At 72.0% G+C, this 17,678-nt stretch carries 19 protein-coding genes, 1 other RNA gene and 1 pseudogene; 9 read left to right on the forward strand and 12 right to left on the reverse strand.

Going from position 1 to position 17,678, the window contains the following annotated elements:
• Nucleotides 1–40: 40 nt before the first annotated feature.
• Complete coding sequence (locus ACFRFC_RS17385) at nucleotides 41–199, reverse strand: hypothetical protein (RefSeq protein WP_382686101.1); 159 nt, start codon at nucleotides 197–199, stop codon at nucleotides 41–43.
• Between the two features lie 96 nt (nucleotides 200–295).
• On the reverse strand, nucleotides 296–1,564 hold the full coding sequence (locus ACFRFC_RS17390; protein WP_382686103.1) for a hypothetical protein: 1,269 nt from the start codon (nucleotides 1,562–1,564) through the stop codon (nucleotides 296–298).
• Between the two features lie 245 nt (nucleotides 1,565–1,809).
• Between ACFRFC_RS17390 and ACFRFC_RS17395 the strand changes: the two genes are divergently transcribed.
• The 3 genes from ACFRFC_RS17395 to ACFRFC_RS17405 all read left to right on the forward strand — a co-directional run bounded on the left by ACFRFC_RS17395 (nucleotide 1,810) and on the right by ACFRFC_RS17405 (nucleotide 4,929).
• Entirely contained in the window at nucleotides 1,810–2,691 is an 882-nt protein-coding gene (locus ACFRFC_RS17395) for a Nif3-like dinuclear metal center hexameric protein (RefSeq protein WP_382686106.1), read from the forward strand.
• A 93-nt stretch (nucleotides 2,692–2,784) separates the two neighbouring features.
• Entirely contained in the window at nucleotides 2,785–3,504 is a 720-nt protein-coding gene (locus tag ACFRFC_RS17400; RefSeq protein ID WP_382686448.1) for a zinc ribbon domain-containing protein, read from the forward strand.
• Nucleotides 3,505–3,519: 15 nt separating this feature from the next.
• Nucleotides 3,520–4,929, forward strand: a complete 1,410-nt coding sequence (locus ACFRFC_RS17405; protein ID WP_382686109.1) for a bifunctional RNase H/acid phosphatase — start codon at nucleotides 3,520–3,522, stop codon at nucleotides 4,927–4,929.
• Here ACFRFC_RS17405 and eda read toward each other — a convergent pair.
• Together eda and yaaA are read right to left on the reverse strand one after the other, a co-directional pair.
• Nucleotides 4,904–5,542 (reverse strand): bifunctional 4-hydroxy-2-oxoglutarate aldolase/2-dehydro-3-deoxy-phosphogluconate aldolase, encoded by a 639-nt coding sequence (eda, locus tag ACFRFC_RS17410; protein WP_382686112.1) that lies wholly within the window; start codon nucleotides 5,540–5,542, stop codon nucleotides 4,904–4,906. The two genes, ACFRFC_RS17405 and eda, sit on opposite strands and share 26 nt — an antisense overlap.
• Nucleotides 5,543–5,623: 81 nt before the next feature.
• Nucleotides 5,624–6,406 carry a peroxide stress protein YaaA gene (gene yaaA / locus ACFRFC_RS17415; RefSeq protein WP_382686114.1) on the reverse strand — a complete coding sequence of 261 codons (783 nt, stop codon included), beginning with the start codon at nucleotides 6,404–6,406 and terminating at the stop codon, nucleotides 5,624–5,626.
• A 517-nt stretch (nucleotides 6,407–6,923) separates the two neighbouring features.
• Between yaaA and ACFRFC_RS17420 the strand changes: the two genes are divergently transcribed.
• Nucleotides 6,924–8,381, forward strand: coding sequence for an RNB domain-containing ribonuclease (locus ACFRFC_RS17420; protein ID WP_382686117.1), 1,458 nt, complete (start codon nucleotides 6,924–6,926; stop codon nucleotides 8,379–8,381).
• Here ACFRFC_RS17420 and ACFRFC_RS17425 read toward each other — a convergent pair.
• Together ACFRFC_RS17425 and ACFRFC_RS17430 are read right to left on the reverse strand one after the other, a co-directional pair.
• The gene (locus ACFRFC_RS17425) at nucleotides 8,332–8,952 is read right to left on the reverse strand and encodes a hypothetical protein (RefSeq protein ID WP_382686451.1); all 621 of its coding nucleotides are present in this window, start codon (nucleotides 8,950–8,952) and stop codon (nucleotides 8,332–8,334) included. The genes ACFRFC_RS17420 and ACFRFC_RS17425 overlap by 50 nt on opposite strands.
• A 2-nt stretch (nucleotides 8,953–8,954) precedes the next feature.
• Nucleotides 8,955–9,722, reverse strand: a complete 768-nt coding sequence (locus tag ACFRFC_RS17430) for a MerR family transcriptional regulator (RefSeq protein WP_382686120.1) — start codon at nucleotides 9,720–9,722, stop codon at nucleotides 8,955–8,957.
• Nucleotides 9,723–9,888: 166 nt separating this feature from the next.
• Here ACFRFC_RS17430 and rnpB point away from each other — a divergent pair.
• From rnpB to ACFRFC_RS17450, 4 genes and pseudogenes are all read left to right on the forward strand, one after another.
• Nucleotides 9,889–10,306: RNase P RNA component class A (gene rnpB, locus ACFRFC_RS17435), an RNA gene on the forward strand.
• 349 nt (nucleotides 10,307–10,655) lie between these two features.
• Nucleotides 10,656–10,784 (forward strand): annotated as a pseudogene (locus ACFRFC_RS17440) (transcriptional regulator); the annotation flags it as partial.
• Entirely contained in the window at nucleotides 10,781–10,984 is a 204-nt protein-coding gene (locus ACFRFC_RS17445) for a DUF397 domain-containing protein (RefSeq protein ID WP_382686123.1), read from the forward strand. The pseudogene ACFRFC_RS17440 and the gene ACFRFC_RS17445, both read left to right, overlap by 4 nt.
• Before the next feature lie 15 nt (nucleotides 10,985–10,999).
• Nucleotides 11,000–11,191 carry a DUF397 domain-containing protein gene (locus tag ACFRFC_RS17450; protein WP_382686454.1) on the forward strand — a complete coding sequence of 64 codons (192 nt, stop codon included), beginning with the start codon at nucleotides 11,000–11,002 and terminating at the stop codon, nucleotides 11,189–11,191.
• A gap of 20 nt (nucleotides 11,192–11,211) precedes the next feature.
• Here the strand turns inward: ACFRFC_RS17450 and ACFRFC_RS17455 are convergent, their stop codons facing one another.
• The 3 genes from ACFRFC_RS17455 to ACFRFC_RS17465 form a co-directional block, all read right to left on the reverse strand.
• On the reverse strand, nucleotides 11,212–11,370 hold the full coding sequence (locus tag ACFRFC_RS17455; protein ID WP_382686126.1) for a hypothetical protein: 159 nt from the start codon (nucleotides 11,368–11,370) through the stop codon (nucleotides 11,212–11,214).
• Between the two features lie 175 nt (nucleotides 11,371–11,545).
• Entirely contained in the window at nucleotides 11,546–11,803 is a 258-nt protein-coding gene (locus ACFRFC_RS17460; protein ID WP_055511941.1) for a Txe/YoeB family addiction module toxin, read from the reverse strand.
• Nucleotides 11,800–12,072 (reverse strand): type II toxin-antitoxin system Phd/YefM family antitoxin, encoded by a 273-nt coding sequence (locus tag ACFRFC_RS17465; RefSeq protein ID WP_382686129.1) that lies wholly within the window; start codon nucleotides 12,070–12,072, stop codon nucleotides 11,800–11,802. The genes ACFRFC_RS17460 and ACFRFC_RS17465 overlap by 4 nt, the downstream gene beginning before the upstream one ends.
• Before the next feature lie 308 nt (nucleotides 12,073–12,380).
• On the opposite strand from ACFRFC_RS17465, the gene ACFRFC_RS17470 reads away from it, so the two are divergent.
• Nucleotides 12,381–12,623, forward strand: a complete 243-nt coding sequence (locus ACFRFC_RS17470; RefSeq protein ID WP_382686131.1) for a hypothetical protein — start codon at nucleotides 12,381–12,383, stop codon at nucleotides 12,621–12,623.
• A 254-nt stretch (nucleotides 12,624–12,877) separates the two neighbouring features.
• Here ACFRFC_RS17470 and ACFRFC_RS17475 read toward each other — a convergent pair whose 3' ends face one another.
• The 3 genes from ACFRFC_RS17475 to ACFRFC_RS17485 form a co-directional block, all read right to left on the reverse strand.
• Complete coding sequence (locus ACFRFC_RS17475) at nucleotides 12,878–14,074, reverse strand: cytochrome P450 (RefSeq protein WP_382686134.1); 1,197 nt, start codon at nucleotides 14,072–14,074, stop codon at nucleotides 12,878–12,880.
• Entirely contained in the window at nucleotides 14,028–15,731 is a 1,704-nt protein-coding gene (locus ACFRFC_RS17480) for a phytoene desaturase family protein (RefSeq protein ID WP_382686456.1), read from the reverse strand. The genes ACFRFC_RS17475 and ACFRFC_RS17480 overlap by 47 nt, the downstream gene beginning before the upstream one ends.
• Before the next feature lie 118 nt (nucleotides 15,732–15,849).
• Nucleotides 15,850–17,514 carry a phytoene desaturase family protein gene (locus ACFRFC_RS17485; RefSeq protein ID WP_382686136.1) on the reverse strand — a complete coding sequence of 555 codons (1,665 nt, stop codon included), beginning with the start codon at nucleotides 17,512–17,514 and terminating at the stop codon, nucleotides 15,850–15,852.
• Between the last annotated feature and the right edge of the window lie 164 nt (nucleotides 17,515–17,678).

Consider the following 17,678-nt stretch of genomic DNA (forward strand, 5'->3'; position numbering starts at 1 on the left):
CGACAGCGCCGCGCCGCGGCCCCAGCGGTGTGAGGTACCGTCAGGCCGCGGTGCCGGTCTGCTGCTGCTCCGGCTTGCGGTGCCGGCCGCTGGGGGCCGACTCGCCATCCTGCGGTGAGGTCTCACCGCGGTGCCGGCCGTGACCGGCGGACCCCTCGGTGTCGGCGTACAGCGGCTCGGTGGTGCTGGCGTCGTTCATCGGAAGAATTCACCCCGTCAAATATGATCGTTCAAAACGCCCAAGGAGTTTAACCGTCGCCCCTCGGGCCCCATCCAGGCGGCCCACCAACCGCAGTCACTTTGTTACCGGGCTTCCGAGCGGTGCCTGTTGGAGGGGGATCGGGCGGAGGGGGGCGGGGGCCGGGGGGAGGGCGGTTCCCGTGTTTCCCGGCGCGGCTGGGTCGCTCGAAGCCCCCGGGTCCACCAGGTTCCCCGGGTCCACCAGGTTCCCCAGGTCCGCCAGGTCCGCCAGGTCCCCGGTGGGTCCACCTCCCCCTTCTCCCTCCGCCTCCTGCCGGCCCCCCTCGCCCGCGCCCTCTCCCGCCCCCTCCCACCGCTCCACGCCGCACGGCAGCTCCGTCGTCGTGCACGGCAGGCGCAGGGCACCCTCCCTGGTCCACAGGCCGGCTCCCGCGAGCCAGCCCTCCGGGGCCGGGAGGTGGCGGAGCCGCCGGTGCGCGGGCCGCCAGACGCCGATCCAGGCGCCGGCCGCCCCGTCGATCCGCAGCGCCACCCCACAGCTCTCCGGCGTCAGCACCTGCCCCGGCTGGATCGCGAACGGCGTCACCGTGCACTCCGCCACCCGCAGGCACTCCGGGAACCGCACCGGCAGCGTGGAACCGAGCACCCCCCAGCCCAGCCGTTCCGCGCCGGGCGAGGGCGCGTCGGAGCGGATCAGCAGCAGCCCGCTGTCCGGGTCGGCCAGCAGCAGCCGGTCCTCGCTGTCCGGCGCGATCTGGAGCAGCGGCGACACCTCACCGGCCCGCCCCAGGTCCACCACGACCGTCTTGGTGAGCCCGGTCTCGGCGTCGGCCCGGTCCAGCGCCAGCATCCGCCCGGCCCGGTCCAGCCACACCCCGCCCGAGCAGCGCCCCGGGATCCGGGCGGCGTGCTCGGGGCCGAACGCCCCGCCCGCCACCAGCCACACCGTGCTGGACTCGGGCCCGACCGCGAGGGCGTACGCGTGGGCGCCGCCCGGCGCCGGGGGCAGCAGCCGCATCCGGGTCCCGGGCGGGCACTCGACCGCGCCGAGCAGGAGTTCGCCGGTACCGGGCCCGGTCGGGTACAGCAGCGAGAAGAAGTGCCGTCCGTCGGCGAGGCGGCAGATCAGCACCCGGCCGTCGCCCATCGGCTGCACCTCGGTGCCGGGCTCCTCGGGCTGGTTGCCGGGCAGCGGAACCGCGTACGGCTCGGGCCCGTCCAGCGTCCAGCGCTCCGGGAACCAGGAGTCGCCCGCGGCGGCGAGGCGGGCCGCGTACGCGCCGTCCACCGTGATCACACAGCCCGGCCGTGGCGCGGGGCCGTCCTGGTCCGCCGGGGCGGGCTCGATCGAACAGGCCGTCATCGTTCGGTCACCTCCGGCGACGAAGCTAGTTTTCGTACGCACAGGCGGGGGCCGCCGGACGACCGCTTCACACGTACGGGTGGCCGGGCGGCGCTTCACCTGAGGAAACGGTGACTCGTGTGCTGGGTGAGGGGCGGGAGGGTGTATGAGGACGTCGGCGGGTCGTATGACGTACTAAGGGGCTGGTCGAAGCGCCCCCTACAGCACCGGTCCGGCGTGGCGGAGCGCCAGGTAGCCTTTCCCCCGTGCCCCGTCTGTCAGAAGTCATCGCCGCGCTGGACCATCTGTGGCCCGCCGAACGGGCCGAGTCCTGGGACGCGGTCGGCACCGTCGTGGGCGACCCCGACCAGGAGGTCTCCCGGGTTCTGTTCGCCGTGGACCCGGTCCAGGACATCGTGGACGAGGCGGTGAAGCTGGGCGCCGACCTGCTGGTCACCCACCATCCGCTCTATCTGCGCGGGACGACGACGGTCGCGGCGAGCCATTTCAAGGGCCGGGCCGTCCACACCCTGATCAAGCACGACATCGCGCTGCACGTGGCCCACACCAACGCCGACACCGCCGACCCCGGGGTCTCCGACGCCCTCGCGGGCGCCCTGGACCTGCGGGTCGTGGGGCCGCTGGTGCCGGACCCGGCCGACCCGCGGGGCCGCCGGGGCCTGGGCCGGATCTGCGCGCTGGACCACCCGCTGCCGCTGCGCGCGTTCGCGGCGCGGGCCGCCGAGCGGCTCCCCGCCACCACCCAGGGCATCCGGGTGGCCGGCGACCCGGACGCGCTGATCCGCACGGTCGCCGTCAGCGGCGGCTCCGGCGACAGCCTCTTCGACCAGGTGCGCGCGGCCGGCGTCGACGCCTTCCTCACGGCGGACCTGCGCCACCACCCGGCGTCGGAGTTCCTGTCGGCCCTGCCGGATGGCACCGGCACCCCGCTCGCGCTGCTCGACGCGGCGCACTGGGCCACCGAGTGGCCCTGGTGCGAGCTGGCCGCGGCCCAGCTCGACCAGCTCTCCGACCGGCACGGATGGGACCTGCGCGTCCATGTCTCGCGGACGGTCACCGACCCCTGGACCGACCACTTCGCGGCCACCCCACCGCCCGCGTCCCCACCCACTCCCCGACACCCCTGATCCCCTGATCACACCGCCTCATGATCCCCTGATCACACCGCCTCACTCCCCTTCACCTGGAGCCCCCAACTGAACGCCGCGCCCGCCGACCAGATCCGACTCCTCGACGTCCAGGACCTCGATGTCCGTCTCCAGCAGCTCGCCCACAAGCGGAAGTCGCTCCCCGAGCACGCCGAGATCGAGTCGCTGACCAAGGACCACACCCAGCTGCGCGACCTGCTCGTGGCCGCGCAGACCGAGGAGAGCGACTGCGCCCGCGAGCAGACCAAGGCCGAGCAGGACGTCGACCAGGTGCGCCAGCGCGCCGCCCGGGACCAGCAGCGGCTGGACTCCGGCGCGGTCACCTCGCCGAAGGACCTGGAGAACCTCCAGCGCGAGATCGTCTCCCTCGCCAAGCGCCAGGGCGACCTGGAGGACATCGTGCTGGAGGTCATGGAGCGCCGGGAGTCCGCCCAGGAGCGGGTCACCGAGCTGACCGAGCGGGTGGGCGCCGTACAGGGGAAGGTCGACGACGCGACGGCCCGCCGGGACACCGCCGTCGAGACACTGGGCGGTGAGGCGGCGTCGGTGACGAAGCAGCGCGAGGTCATCGCCGCGACGATTCCCGCCGATCTCCTCAAGCTGTACGACAAGCTGCGCCAGCAGCAGGGCGGCATCGGCGCCGCCAAGCTCTTCCAGCGCACCTGCCAGGGCTGCCGTCAGGAGCTGGCGATCACCGACATCAACGCGATCCGGGTGGCGGCGCCGGACACGGTGGTGCGCTGCGAGAACTGCCGGCGCATTCTGGTGCGCACGGCCCAGTCGGGCCTCTAGGACGGGCGGTCCGGGATGCGGGAGTTCATCGTCGAGGCCGACGGCGGGTCACGGGGCAACCCCGGGCCCGCGGGTTACGGGGCCGTGGTGAGCGACGCGGCGACGGGGGAGACACTGGCGGAGGAGCGCGAGTTCCTGGGCGTGGTGACGAACAACGTCGCCGAGTACCGGGGGCTGGTGGCCGGCCTCCGTGCCGCCCACGCCCTCGATCCCGAGGCGCGCGTCCATGTCCGTATGGACTCCAAGCTGGTCGTGGAGCAGATGTCCGGCCGCTGGCAGCTCAAGCACCCCGACATGAAGCTCCTGGCGCTGGAAGCGTCCCGGATCTTCCCCCCGAACCGGGTGACGTACGAGTGGATCCCCCGAGCCCAGAACAAACACGCGGACCGCTTGGCGAACGAGGCGATGGACACGGGCACGGCACCCCGGACACCGAAGGGCGCGGCGAGCGCGACAGGGCTGGCGTCCCGGACACCGAAGGGTGCGGCGAGCGCGACAGGGCTGGCGTCCCGGACACCGAAGGGCGCGGCGAGCGCGACAGGGTTGGCGTCCCGGACACCGAACGAGGCGGCGGGCACGACAGGGTCGGCGCCCCGTGGGGCGAACGACTCATCGGGCGCCGCGACAGCGCCCCGCAAGGGGCGCGGGGAACTGCGCGACCAGCCCCCACCGACCGCCACTCTCACCACGACGGAAAAATTCGCAGCAGACGCCCGCGCCGCAACCAACATCGCGAACCCGGCACCCACGACCACCCCCGGCTGGGGCACCGGCACCGGCACCGGCACCCCCGCCCCGATGCCCCCACCCGTCACCTTCATCCTCCTCCGCCACGGCGAAACCCCCCTCACCCCCCAGAAACGCTTCTCGGGCAGCGGCGGCTCGGACCCCGCCCTCTCGGCGACCGGCCGGGACCAGGCCGAGCGCGCGGCCACCGCCCTGGCCCGGCGCGGCACGGTCGAGGCGATCATCGCCTCCCCCCTCACCCGTACCCGCGAGACCGCCGCGGCCGTCGCCGCCCGCCTCGGACTGGACGTGACGATCGAGGACGGCCTGCGCGAGACCGACTTCGGCGCCTGGGAGGGCCTCACGTTCGCCGAGGCCCGGCAGCGCAACCCCGACGACCTCACCGCCTGGCTCACCTCGCCCGACGCCGAACCCACCGGCGGCGGCGAGAGCTTCGCGGCCACGGCGATCCGGGTCGCCGCGGCCCAGGAGAAACTCCTCGCGGCGTACGCGGGCCGCACGGTCCTGCTGGTCACCCACGTGACCCCGATCAAGACCCTGGTCCGCTTCGCCCTCGGCGCCCCACCGGAGTCGATGTTCCGCATGGAACTGTCGGCCGCGTCCCTGTCGGTGGTGGCCCACTACGCCGACGGAAACGCCAGCGTCCGCCTGTTCAACGAGACGTCCCACCTGCGCTGAGCAGCCCGGCGGCCTCCCGTGCCAGCGAGGTGACCTGGTCCCAGTCGCCCGCCGCCACCGCGTCCTTCGGCAGCATCCAGCTGCCGCCCACGCACGCCACATTGGGCAGCGCCAGATACCCGGGCGCGGTGGCCGCCGCGATCCCCCCGGTCGGACAGAACCGGGCCTGGGGCAGCGGCCCGTACAACGACTTCAGATACGCCGTCCCGCCCGCCGCCTGAGCCGGGAAGAACTTCATCTCCGTCACCCCGCGCTCCAGCAGCGCGACCACCTCGGACGTGGTGGACACCCCCGGCAGGAACGGCACCCCGGACCCGCGCATCGACGCCAGGAGTACGTCCGTCCACCCCGGGCTCACGAGAAAACGCGCCCCGGCCGCCACCGCGTCCTCGGCCTGCGCCGGATTGATGACGGTCCCGGCCCCGACCACCGCCTCCGGCACCTCCGCCGCGATGGCCCGTACGGCGTCCAGCGCGCCCGGTGTCCGCAGGGTCACCTCGATCGCGGGCAGCCCACCGGCGACCAGCGCGCGGGCCAGCGGCACGGCGGCGGAGGGGTCGTCGACGACCACCACGGGAAGGACGGGGGCGAGATCAAGGACGGAGGAGGTCATGGCCTCATCCTGCCGGGCCAGTGCAGCACACGCAAAGCGCGTTGCACACCTTGCAACACCGCTATGGCACCCTCTGGAATTTCAGTGAACCTCCGTCACCAGCACATCCAGCGCCCACACCTGCCCCGCCCGCGCGGGCGGCCGCGCCTCCACCTCGTACCCGAGATCCCGCAACGCCTCCACCAGCTCCGCAGGCTTCCCGGGGGCCGAGCCCGAGGCCAGCAGACTCCGGACGATCCGCCCCTTCGTCGCCTTGTTGAAGTGGCTGACCACTTTCCGGGTCGGCGCGTGCAGCACCCGTACGGTCGCGGTCCGCCCGGCTGTCCCGCCCGTCGGCTTCCACGCCGCCGCGTAGGCAGCGGACCGCAGATCCAGCACCAGCCGGTCCCCGGCCACCTCCGGCAGCACCTCGGCCAGCGGCGCCCGCCAGTGCCCGGCCAGCGCGCCGAGGCCGGGCAGCCGCACACCCATGGAACACCGGTAGGAGGGAATCCGGTCGGTGACCCGCACCGCCCCCCACAACCCCGAGAACACCAGCAGCGACCGCGCCGCCCGCCGCTTGGCGGCCGTCTCCAGCGAGGCCAGATCCAGGGCGTCGTACAGCACCCCCGTGTAGATCTCCCCGGCCGGACGGGTACCGGCGGTGCGCAGTTCGGTGTTCTTGGCGAGTTCGCCGCGCAGCCCCTCGCTCAGCCCGAGCACCTCGCACGCCTTGTCCTCGTCCGCCGCGCACAACTCGGCCAACTCCGTCAGCACCGCCTCCCGGGCGGACGCGAGCCCCGGCAGCGACAGCGCCTCGGGCTTGAGCGGGGCACCACGCCCGGAGGCGGCCTTGCCCTCGGACGGCGGCAGCAGGACGAGCACGTCTTCTCCCCTCGGATCGGGCCCAGGGCCACTTCCAGCCCTCATCTCGGCCAGGCGCCAGCGTACGGGTCGGGCGGCGGGCCTCGCGGCCGAGCACCAGGAGAGGGGCCCGCGCCATGCCTCGGGCGATGCCGTGCCCGGGGCGATGCCGTGCCCGGGGCGGCGCTGAGCTTGGGGGCGGCGCTGCGCCTGGGGGAGACGCCATGCCCGAGGGCGTGCCGCGCCTGCATCAGGCGCTGTACCCCGCGTCCGCGCAGCCCCAGACTGGCCCGATGCACCTCCCGGCTGATCCGCACAGCCCGCGGCCGGTCCGCACAGCTGCCCACTTCGTCCGCCCAGCTCCCCGCCTCGCCCGCGCAGCCCCCCACCCCCTCCGCCCAGCCCCCGACCGATCCGGCGCAGCCCCGACCGATCCGGCGCACCCCCCTGCCGCAGCGCCCTGCCGCACCCTCCTGCCACACCCCCCTTCCGCCGCCCCCGGCTGCCACCCCACCCGATCACGCCTACGCTCGAAGACATGCCCCGCCGCCACATTCGCGTGACCGGCGCCCCCGAAGCCCCCTTGAGGGCCGCCCTCGTCGCCCTGCGCGCCGAACTGGGTGTGCCCGGCGGCTTCCCGGCCGAGGTGCTCGCCGAGGCCGAGCGGGCCGCGCGGGACCCGGCGCTGCCGGTGCACGACGCCACCGACGTCCCCTTCTTCACCATCGACCCGCCCACCTCCACCGACCTGGACCAGGCCCTGCACATCTCCGGGCGGCCCGGCGGCGGCTACCGCGTCCGGTACGCCATCGCCGACGCCGCCGCCTTCGTCACCCCCGGCTCCGCGCTCGACGCCGAGGCCCACCGCCGGGTCACCACCCTCTACTTCCCCGATGGCCGGATCCCCCTGCACCCGCCGCTGCTCGGCGAGGGCGCCGCCAGCCTGCTCCCGGGTCAGACCCGCCCCGCCGCGCTGTGGACGATCGACCTGGACGCGGACGGCCGTACCGTCGCCGTCGACGTCCGCCGCGCCCTCGTCCGCAGCCGGGCCAAACTCGCCTACGCGGGGGTGCAGAAGGAGATCGAGACCGGCATCGCCGAGGAGCCGCTCGCCCTGCTGCGCACGGTCGGCCTGCTGCGCGAGGCGCTGGAGTCGGAACGCGGCGGCATCTCGCTGCACGTCCCCGAACAGGAGATCGTCCAGCGCGGCCGGTCGTACGCCCTCACCTACCGCGCCCCGCTCCCCGCGGAGGCATGGAACGCCCAGATCTCCCTGCTCACCGGCATCGCCGCGGCCGAGCTGATGCTGGCGTACGGCACCGGAGTGCTGCGCACCCTGCCCGCCGCCCCCGACGGAGCGGTCGGCCGTCTGCGCCGTACCGCCCACGCCCTGCGGATCGACTGGCCGCACCATGTCTCGTACGCCGCCCTGGTCCGCTCCCTCGATCCGCGCGAGAGCCGCAACGCGGCCTTCCTCCTGGAGTGCACGACCCTCCTGCGCGGCGCGGGCTACACGGTCTTCCGTGACGGTGACCGCCCCGCGCTCACCAGCCATGCCGCGGTGGCCGCCCCGTACACCCACTGCACGGCCCCCCTGCGCCGCCTGGTGGACCGCTATACGACGGAGCTGTGCCTCGCGGCCTCGGCCGACACGCCCCCGCCCGCCTGGGTACTGCCCGCGCTCGACGCGCTCCCGGCCGAGATGGCCGACGGCTCCCGGCGGGCGGGCCAGGTGGAACGGGCCTGCGTGGAGGTGGTGGAGGCCGCGGTGCTCGCGGACCGGGTCGGCGAGGTGTTCGACGGCTGGGTGGTGGACGTGGAGGACCGCAGGCCCACCGCGGGGACCGTACAGCTGGAGTCCCCGGCGGTCATCGGCCGCATCGAGCAGGACCCCGGCGGTCCGGACGGCGGCGGACTGCCGCTCGGGGAACGGCTGCGGGTGCGGCTCACCCAGGCGGATCCGGCACCGGCCCGGATCCGCTTCGCGCCCGCGTGACGGCGTCGTTCAGGGCGCGTACGAAGGCCGTCGGGTCGTCGGCGTTCACCCGCACGGTCCGTACCGGCAGCGCCCGGCCGAGAAAGGTGAGGTGCGTGACCGGCTCGGCCAGCTCGACGGTGACGGACGTCTGCCCGGCCACGTCGACATTCAGCACGCCCTCCGCCTTGCCGTGGGTCAGCAGCAGCTCACGGCGGACCCCGGCGATCAGCTCCAGCGGGATCCGCAGATCGACATGACCGGCGTACCGGATGCGCACCGCGCCGGGCTCCAGCACATGCGGCCGTACGACCGCGGCGGCGTACAGCCCGACCACGAAGAACACCGTGTACACGTCCACCACCAGCACCACCAGATGCACGGCCGGCCACCGGCTGAGCAGCAGGGACATCACGATCGTCTCGACCACGCACACGAACCCGAACCCGAACATCACCGCCCCGAGCCCGCGCGCGGACGGAAACAGCTTCCGCCCCGGCCCTCCCCCCTGCCGCCGCCGCGCGACCCACAGCGCGAGACAGCCGAGCAGCCGAATCTCATGCCGGAGCAGCCGCCCCCCGACGGAAACCACACTCACCACCCCCCCTCCCCCTCCCCCTCCGTCACGTACCGCATCGCCAGCCGGATCGCCGCCGCCTGGGCGGGCGGGAAGTCCGAGAGGAAGGCCCGCAGGAAACTGTGGTCCGTCTCGACCGGCACCCCCTCCTCGGGGATCAGCCCGGCCGGCAGGCACTCGGCGAGCACACGGGCGGCCTCCTCGACACGCGGGTCGTCGGGTTCGGCGTCGACGAGCGCGTCGAGCAGGGCGTAGGCGCGGGTGACGCGGGCGATCGCGTCCGGCGGCCCGAAGGCACCGCGCAGCGCGGAGTGGATCCGCTCCCGGGCCTCGGGACCGGCGGTGGACTCCAGCATCGCGAAGATCTCCCGGTCCCGGGCGGCCATGGGGGAGTCGGGCAAGTCGCCCATCCCCGCGAACAACTCAGCCAACTCCGGCGAAACGGGCCCCTCAGGCGTCAGCTCCCCGGCCTCCAGCAGGGCCCGCAGCCGCCCCCGCCGCTCCCGGATCGACTCCTCCTGCCGGGCGAGGTCGGCGTCCAGCTCCTCCAGCACCTCGGCCAGCTCCCGCCCGGCGTCGTCCGCGAGCACGTCCCGCACCTCGGCGAGCCCGAGCCCCAGCTCGGTCAGCCGTCGGATCCGGGCCAGCACGACGGCGTGCCGCAGGGTGTAGCTCCGGTACCCGTTGGCGAGCCGCTCGGGCTCGGGCAGCAGGCCCAGATGGTGATAGTGCCGCACGGTCCGGGTGGTGACCCCGACGACCGCGGCGAGTTCTCCGATCCTCATGACTCCAGTACAGACGTTGACGCAGCGGCAAGGTCAAGCCCGGGCCTCCCCGCCCCGACGCGGAACACCTGAACACCTGAACACCTGCACCCGCGCCGGATCCCCGGCCCGGCGGCCGTGGTCCACGCCCCGCCGACGGGGCCGGTACCATGGTCCACACGGCAGACGAGCCAGGCGGACGGCCGCGTGGAGATCCTCACGGACCTCCCCGAGGAACGTCCGGGCTCCACAGGGCAGGGTGGTGGCTAACGGCCACCCGGGGTGACCCGCGGGACAGTGCCACAGAAAACAGACCGCCGGGGACCTCGGTCCTCGGTAAGGGTGAAACGGTGGTGTAAGAGACCACCAGTGCCCAGGGTGACCTGGGCAGCTAGGTAAACCCCACCCGGAGCAAGGTCAAAAGGGAGCACCCCTTTCCGAAAAGGAAAAGGGCGCGACTGCGCGGACGTTCGAGGGCTGCCCGCCCAAGTCCGCGGGTAGACCGCACGAGGCCGACGGCAACGCCGGCCCTAGATGGATGGCCGTCACCCCAGAGGCCGCGAGGCACTGGGGCACAGAACCCGGCGTACAGCCCGGCTCGTCTGCCGCTCTCTGTTTTCGATCAATGGCGCCCTCGCCGTTACCGCCGGCAGAAGCAGAGCCGGCACGGACTCACCGACGACGCTCTCCGCAACTGGCAGCCCCCGGCCGCAACCCGAGGTCGTCGCGCCGCGGTGAAGAAGTGGCCGCCGGAATCGGCTCAGGGGCCGCCGGGGGGATCTCCGAGCGGCCTCCGGTCGGTACGCGCAGCTCGGCCCATACCGTTTTGCCGGGGGCAGCCTGACGAGGCATGACGCCCCACGTGTCTGCGAGGGCGGCGACCAGGTGCAGGCCCCTGCCGGACTCGGACGAGGGGTCGGGGGGAGCAAGAGCGGACGGGGGTTGTTTCTCGGCGTGAGCCGACTGCAGACGGAGAGGAAACCAGTCCGCGCGCTGGAGGCCAAGTACGGGACCATTCGGGCGCAGGCCCTGACCCCTCGTGAATCATTGGCGTACGTAGAGAAATTGCTGGGAGAGCTATGAGCGCGCACGCAGATCAGCTGTACATAGACCAGTTGCTGTGGCGCAGGAGCAGCTACAGCAGTGAGGAAGGCGGCGAATGCGTCGAGGTCGCCGTCCTCCCTGCCAGGGTCCATGTCCGCGACTCGAAGGACACAGCCTGCGCTGCGCTGGCCGTTGACCCAACGGCGTGGGCTGCATTCGTGCAGTTCGCGACGCTCTGAGAGATGAGCGGGGAGATGGTCAGGCGCCGTCTGGACGGACCAGCTTGGTTCAAGAGCAGCTACAGCGCTGGTGGCGGCGGAGAATGCATCGAGATAGCCACCCACCCCGGCAGGGTCCGTGTCCGCGACTCCAAGGACACAACCCGAGCCCCCCTGACCGTAGACCCCACAACATGGACCGCCTTCATCGAGTTCGCGGCCCTCTGACAGAAGCGCCCACAACGGCATCACCATGTGTTCAGCGCTCGGCTGGCCGAGTTGATGACGTTGTGGGCCTCGGCCCCGTACACCGCCGACTCGCTGAGGGTCTTCCAGACCTTCTTGTACAAGGCGATGTTGTCGGCGTCGTCCAGCCACAGTTCGGCATGCCACTCCTGGCGCCGCACCCGAGAGCGAACGGCCGCCTCGCTGTCGTCGGCTCCGCCCAGCAGCTCCGAGTAACGCTCATCGTTCGCGCGGTGGCTGCGTGACGGAACCCGCTCAAGAGAGTCCGTGTGCTTCGGCGGTGGCTGCTCCGATGGCTCCCTTTCCCACTCGTTGAGCCGAGCGGATCTTCCCGCCTCAGTAGTGGTAGCGGGCTTTGAGGATCTTGACTTCCTTCTCGTCCACCCGGTAGACGAGCCGGTGCTCGTCGTCGATCCGGCGGGACCAGTAGCCGGACAGGTCGCCTTTCAGGGGCTCCGGCTTGCCGATGCCGGTGAAGGGGGTGCGCTGGATCTCGGCGATCAGCCGGGTGATCCTGCGGGCCATGGCGCGATCCGAGCCGAGCCAGAACAGGAAGTCCTCCCATCCGGCCGGGTCGAAGTGGACGCTCCTCACCCGTCACCCGCCAGCTCTTCCAGGTCTGCCATGGTCCGGGTGACCACGGCCTCGCCGGCCCTGTCCCGGGCGACGGCTTCCATGAGGCTGCGCGCGTTGGCGGGGGAGCGCAGCAGATAGACGGTCTCCTGCCAGGAGTCGTAGTCCTCGGCGGACATCAGTACCGCGTCGCCGCTCTTGGAACTGATACGCACGGGGGTGTGGTCGTCGTTGACGCGTTTGATGAGGGGGAAGAGGTCCTTGCGGGCCTCGCTGGCGCTTATCGTCATCACGAAACCTCCTTCCTGAGAGTACGGGAAAACGGTACCACGGTGGTACGAGATTCTGGTACGAGTATGGGTGTGGGGTGCCTCCGGGGCGATCGAGTGCCAGCGGTGGCGGAGGCCACCAGCGGGAAACGGTGCTGTTTCCGTCGGTGACCCGTGGGGATCGCGTCAGGTGTCCGCCGTCGTGAGAACCGGGATCTGCGCGGGGCTGCTGGGGGTGTTGCTGACCGGCTGTTCGGGGGGCGCGGGTCGGACGAATCCGGGGGGCATGGGGGGCCGGGGGCGCCGGCGGGTCCCAGGAGTCCTCGGACGTGGCGAGTGTCCCGGTCTCGCCGTCCGTCGCGGAGAGTCTCACTCCCTCGCCGGTCATCAGCTCCACCGCACCCGAGGCCACGGAACCCGCCACGCCGGTCGAGGAGGAGTTCGTACCCGAGGAGCCTGCCGGGGCCGCCGCGCTGTGGGGGATGGAGTACGCCGGGACGGCACAGGTCACGGTCGATGTGTACGACTACTGCACCAACGGCGGCTCGCGGACTCCCGGTCGTACTCCATGAACGCCACGCTCAACCTGGTCAACTGGCCCAGCCAGGTCGTCCCCTCCGACGTACGAGCCGCCTTCCTCGCGGGCGGCCTGCTGACGGCGGCGGCATGCGTGGTGCTGGTGCTGCCCACTCCTACTCCCACTCTCACGCCCACTCCACGTGTCGGCGGACCGGGGAGCGGGGGCGTGGGCTGGGCGGCGCCCCCGAGGAAATCCCCGAGGGCTCCCCCGACGGTGACAGGGACGCCCCCGGCCCCTACCCCCGCCTCACCACATCACCGGCAGCTCATACAACCCCTTGAGCATCGCCTCCGCCTTCCACTTCAGTTCCTCCTCCGGTACCGCCGGCTTCAGTCCCGGCAGGCGTTCCACCAGGGTCGCCACCGCCACCTGGAGTTCCAGCCGGGCCAGCCGTGAGCCGACGCAGTAGTGGGCGCCGTGGCCGAAGCTGAGGTGCGGGGCCTCGGGCCTGCGGTCCAGGATCAGGGACTCGGGGTCGTGGTACACCGACGGGTCACGGTTCGCCGCCGACATGTCCACCAGCACCGGCTCCCCGGCCCGCACCAGCACCCCGCCCAGCTCCACGTCCTCCGTCGCGTACCGGCAGAAGTTGAGACCGTTGGGCATCGGCACGTACCGCAGCATCTCCTCCACCGCGACCGGGATGTCCTCCGGGTGCTCACGCAGCCGCGCCAGCCACTCGGGGCGGCGCAGCAGCAGATAGGAGAAGTTGGAGATCTGGTTGTACGTGGTGACGAAACCGGCCGTCAGCAGCTCCGCCGCCAGCTCGAACATCTCCTCGTACGTCAGGCGCTCCTCCTCGTCCTGCGCCCGTACCAGCGTGCTGAGCAGGTCGTCGCCCGGCTCGCCGCGGCGCAGTTCGACCAGTTCGCCGAGGAACGTGACGAACGCCTCCGACTCCGCCACGAAGACATCCAGCGACACACTGTGCGCCAGCAGGGTGTTCAGCCACTCCTGGATCTTGCGGTGGTCGGCCTCCGCCACGCCCAGGAGATCGCAGATCAGGGTGATGGAGAGCGGGAAGGCGTAGTCCTGGACGAGGTCGCCGGGCGGGCCCTTCTCCTCCAGCCGGTCCAGCAGGTCCGTCGCGATCTCCTGCACCCGGTCGCGCAGTTGGTCCACCCGGCGCACACTGAAGTGCCGGGCCACGACCTGGCGCAGCCGGGTGTGCTCGGGCGCGTCGGTGGACATCAGGCCGACGCCGCTGGTGGACAGCGGGCGCATCCGCGGCTGGTCGCGCTGTGCCCCGGCCGCCAGGCTGAACCGGGGGTCGGCCAGCACGAACCGCGCGTCCGCGTACCGGGTCACCAGCCAGGCGTCCTCCCCGTACGGCAGCCGGATCCTCGGCAGCGGGCCGTCGCGCAGTTCGGGGTAGCGGGGTGAGAGGTCCAGGCACTCAGGGGAGGCGAACGGGTAGCGGAGCGGTGAGGGGCATTCGCTCATCGGGGGTCTCGTCCTTTTCATCGGGGCCGACGGGGATGACCACATGCGTCGGCAGGGGGGCGGAGGTGTCGATGTCGGCAGTGAAGGGCCTGCCGTCGTCGCGGCAGATGAACTGCATGACGTGCCGGCCCGCGGCGGCGGCCCGGATCAGGCCGCCCGTGGTGGCCCACACGCCGGAGATATAGAAGTTCGCGAGACCCGGAAGCGCCGGACCGTACTTCTTGATGACCTCCTCCATCGTCTCGCCGCTCTCCACGAACGGCTGCCAGCCGAGGACGGTCCCGTCGTAGTTGCCGGTGTAGCGGACCTGGGTCAGCGGGGTGGACAGGTCCCGGACCGCCACCGCGTCCTTCAGGCCCGGGAAGCGCCGGTCCAGGAGATCGAGGAGGGTGTCCCGGACCTGGTGTTTCTCCTCGTAGTACGCCTTTCCGCGGCGCACCGGCAGGGTGTGCAGCTCGGTGCCGCCGCGGCGCCGGGTGCGCTGCTCGGGGCCGTCGCTCAGCGCCCGCCAGGGTTCGACATCGCTGAAGTAGGTGACGTACAGGACGGTGGTCCGCTCCGGGGACAGCTCCGGGTAGTGCACGCTGCGGAACTGCACATTGATACTGGGGTGGCGGATACCGGTCAGCCGGGCCGCCTCCTCCTGCGTGAGCAGATACGTCGTGCAGGGGTCGCCGGTGGGGAAGGGGCGGCGCAGGCCGAGGAACAGGGCGACATAGCCGGGGAAGACCATGCCCGGTTCGTCGATCACCTTCGTGTACAGCCGCCGGTACTCGTCGGTCAGATAGCGGCCCTTGAGCAGCTTCATGGTGGTGTGGTGGCCGTCGGCCGCCGAGACCACGATGTCGGCGCGGACCTCCCGCCCGTCACTGAGCCGCACGCCCACCGCGCGGTCGTCCTCGACGAGGATCTCCTCGACCTTCGCGTTGTAGGTGACCTCGCCGCCGAGCCGCCGGTAGCGCTGCTCGATCGAGGTCGCCAGGCCCAGCGAGCCGCCCTCCGGCACCCCGGCCGACAGGTTGGCGTGCGCGGCCAGCTGGAAGTAGAACGGCAGCACCGGGAACGCGGCGTGCTTCTCGTAGAGGACGAAGTTGAACGCCTCCCGCAGCAGCGGGTCCTGGAACTTCGCGGAGTACTCCGTCATCAGGACGCTGATCGACTTGCGGATGACATTGAAGTACGGGAGGAACGAGGCGAGCATCCGCAGCCGCTCCGCCCGGCCCATCAGCCCCACCGGCTTCAGGAACGGATACGTCGCCAAGGCGGCGATGAACTTCCGCAGGCCCGCGCAGAAATCACGGATCCGTTTCGCGTCCGCCGGGGAGATCTCCAGCAGATGGGCCTGGAGACGGTCCGGGTCGGAGTAGAAGTACACCGCCCGGCCGTCCCGGCCGCGCACCACGTTGAAGACATCGAAGTGGCGCATCTGTTTGCCCTGGAGCGCGCCCAGCTCCAGCCAGATCTGGTGCATCTCGTTGCCCGGACCGCTGCCCAGCAGCCAGCTGACACAGCAGTCGAAGGTGAAGTCGCCGCGGTCCCAGGCGGTGCAGCAGCCGCCCGGGATCTCGTGCATCTCGAAGATCTGGGTCCGGTAGCCGTTCATCTGCGCGTAGCAGCCGGTGGACAGTCCGCCCAGCCCCGCCCCGATGATGATCATCGTCTGGCGGGGGCCCCCGCCCGGCTCCGCCCCGCCCCGCTCCGGTGCCGGCACGCTCGTCTCCGTATCAACCGTGTCAACCGTGTCAACCGTGTTCATGGTGTCCGTCAAAGCCCGCTCACCTCATGCTCTGATCGAGCTGGGGCAGATCGCCCAGCTTCCCGGCGTGCCACGCCTCGCCGCCCGTGCTCTCCCACGCCCGGAACGGCAGGCCCCATTCCGCGCACAGATACTGGGCGACGAACCGCCCGCCCGCGGCCGTCCGCACCAGCCCGCCGCCCGTGAACCACTGACCCGCCAGCGACAGCCCCGCCAGCCCCGGCAGCCGCAGCCGGTCCTTGTCGATCAGCCCCTGCACCAGATCGTCGGCGTCCGTGAACGACTTCCAGCCGAGGATCGAACCGCCCAGATTGCCGGTGTAGCGCTCGGTGGTGACCGGGGTGGCCACATCGACCACCTCGATCCGCGCGGCGATCCCGGGATAGCGCCGGTCCAGGAAGTCCCGTACGAACCCGGCCGCCTCTTCCTTGCGCGCCCGGTACGCCTTGCGGTCGGTGCGGCGCAGCGTCTTCCAGGAGCCGTAGTCACTGAAGTACGTGCAGTGGATCACCGACTTGCCGGGCGGCGCGAGGCCGTCGGAGAACCGCGAACGCAACTGCACCACCAGGCTGCTCTGCATCACTCCCGGCAGCCGGGCGCTGTCGGCGTCGGAGAGCAGATAGGTCGCGCTGTGCGGGGCGTCCGCGTCGACGTCCCCGTCGAACCCGACGAACACCGACACCACCCCCGGGTACACGCTCTCCGGGCTCTGTGGCAGCGCCTCGAAGAGCCGCCTGACCCGGGAGCTGGAGTACTCCCCGCCGAGCAGCCGGTCCAGGGTGGTGGTGCCGTCGCAGGCCGCCACCACATGGTCGGCGTAGTGCCGCTCGCCGCCGCGCAGCTGCACGCCCACCGCGCGCCCGTCCTCGACGAGGATCCGCTCCACCCGCGTCCGGTAGTCGATCCGGCCGCCGAGCGAGGTGTAGCGCTCCTCGATCGACCGGGCCAGCCCCAGCGAACCCCCTTGCGGGAAGCCCGTGTTGGACCGGTGCGCGCCCGCCATGTTGAACAGGTACGGCATCAGCGGGAAGACCTCGTGGTCCTGGAAGAAGATGAACGGCAGCGCCCGCCGCAGCAGCGGATCCTCGAAGCGGGCGGCGAACGCCTCCATCGACGTGCCCGCCGTGCGCCGCAGCAGATTCAGCTTGGGCAGGATCTTCCGCGCCGCCCGCGCCTTCTCCCGCAGCGTCAGCAGCGGCGCCGGTTTCAGGAACGAGAACAGATCCAGGTCGGTGAAGCGCCGCAGATCCCGGCAGAACGACCGGATCAGCCGCGCGTCCCCGGGCGACAGACCCAGCAGGTGGTGTTCCAGCCGGTCGGGGTCGTTGTAGAAGGCCACCGAGCGGCCGTCGGCGCCGACGACCGTGTTGAAGACGTCGAAGTTACGGATCGTCTTCCCGTCCAGCGCGCCCAGTTCACGCCAGACCTGGTTCGCGTCGTTGCCGGGGGCGGTGCCGATCAGCCACTCGATGCAGTAGTCGAAGATGTAGCCGTCCCGGGCCCAGGCCGTGCAGCAGCCCCCGGGCAGCACATGCTTCTCGAAGATACGGGTCTCCATGCCGCTCATCTGGCCGTAGCAGCCCGCGGAGAGCCCGCCGACGCCCGCTCCTACGATGATCACGCGGGGCCGCTGCCCGGGGACCCGCGCCCGTACGCCCCAAGGCGCCCGCTGGCTACGGCGCATGTGGTGCCGCCCCTTCGGTCACACCGGACGACGTCTGCTCGCCCGCCCCGGCCCGGGTCAGCTCGCCCCGAGGGCTCGCCGTCCGCTCGATCGCCGGCGCCTGCGGCTGCTCGACCACGGAGGGGCGGGTGAGCACGGTGGGGGCCGGGGCACCCCGGTCGTGC

Origin of the sequence: Streptomyces sp. NPDC056734 (assembly GCF_042790455.1) — a bacterium.
Taxonomy (GTDB): domain Bacteria; phylum Actinomycetota; class Actinomycetes; order Streptomycetales; family Streptomycetaceae; genus Streptomyces.

What these genes read in the sequence shown, in the direction of transcription:
- ACFRFC_RS17385 (WP_382686101.1), bottom strand. Translation starts at nt 199, where the DNA reads ATGAACGACGCCAGCACCACCGAGCCGCTGTACGCCGACACCGAGGGG.
- ACFRFC_RS17390 (WP_382686103.1), bottom strand. Translation starts at nt 1,564, where the DNA reads ATGACGGCCTGTTCGATCGAGCCCGCCCCGGCGGACCAGGACGGCCCC.
- ACFRFC_RS17405 (WP_382686109.1), top strand. Translation starts at nt 3,520, where the DNA reads ATGCGGGAGTTCATCGTCGAGGCCGACGGCGGGTCACGGGGCAACCCC.
- eda (WP_382686112.1), bottom strand. Translation starts at nt 5,542, where the DNA reads ATGACCTCCTCCGTCCTTGATCTCGCCCCCGTCCTTCCCGTGGTGGTC.
- ACFRFC_RS17420 (WP_382686117.1), top strand. Translation starts at nt 6,924, where the DNA reads ATGCCCCGCCGCCACATTCGCGTGACCGGCGCCCCCGAAGCCCCCTTG.
- ACFRFC_RS17430 (WP_382686120.1), bottom strand. Translation starts at nt 9,722, where the DNA reads ATGAGGATCGGAGAACTCGCCGCGGTCGTCGGGGTCACCACCCGGACC.
- ACFRFC_RS17445 (WP_382686123.1), top strand. Translation starts at nt 10,781, where the DNA reads ATGAGCGCGCACGCAGATCAGCTGTACATAGACCAGTTGCTGTGGCGC.
- ACFRFC_RS17450 (WP_382686454.1), top strand. Translation starts at nt 11,000, where the DNA reads ATGGTCAGGCGCCGTCTGGACGGACCAGCTTGGTTCAAGAGCAGCTAC.
- ACFRFC_RS17465 (WP_382686129.1), bottom strand. Translation starts at nt 12,072, where the DNA reads ATGACGATAAGCGCCAGCGAGGCCCGCAAGGACCTCTTCCCCCTCATC.
- ACFRFC_RS17475 (WP_382686134.1), bottom strand. Translation starts at nt 14,074, where the DNA reads ATGAGCGAATGCCCCTCACCGCTCCGCTACCCGTTCGCCTCCCCTGAG.
- ACFRFC_RS17480 (WP_382686456.1), bottom strand. Translation starts at nt 15,731, where the DNA reads ATGATCATCATCGGGGCGGGGCTGGGCGGACTGTCCACCGGCTGCTAC.
- ACFRFC_RS17485 (WP_382686136.1), bottom strand. Translation starts at nt 17,514, where the DNA reads ATGCGCCGTAGCCAGCGGGCGCCTTGGGGCGTACGGGCGCGGGTCCCC.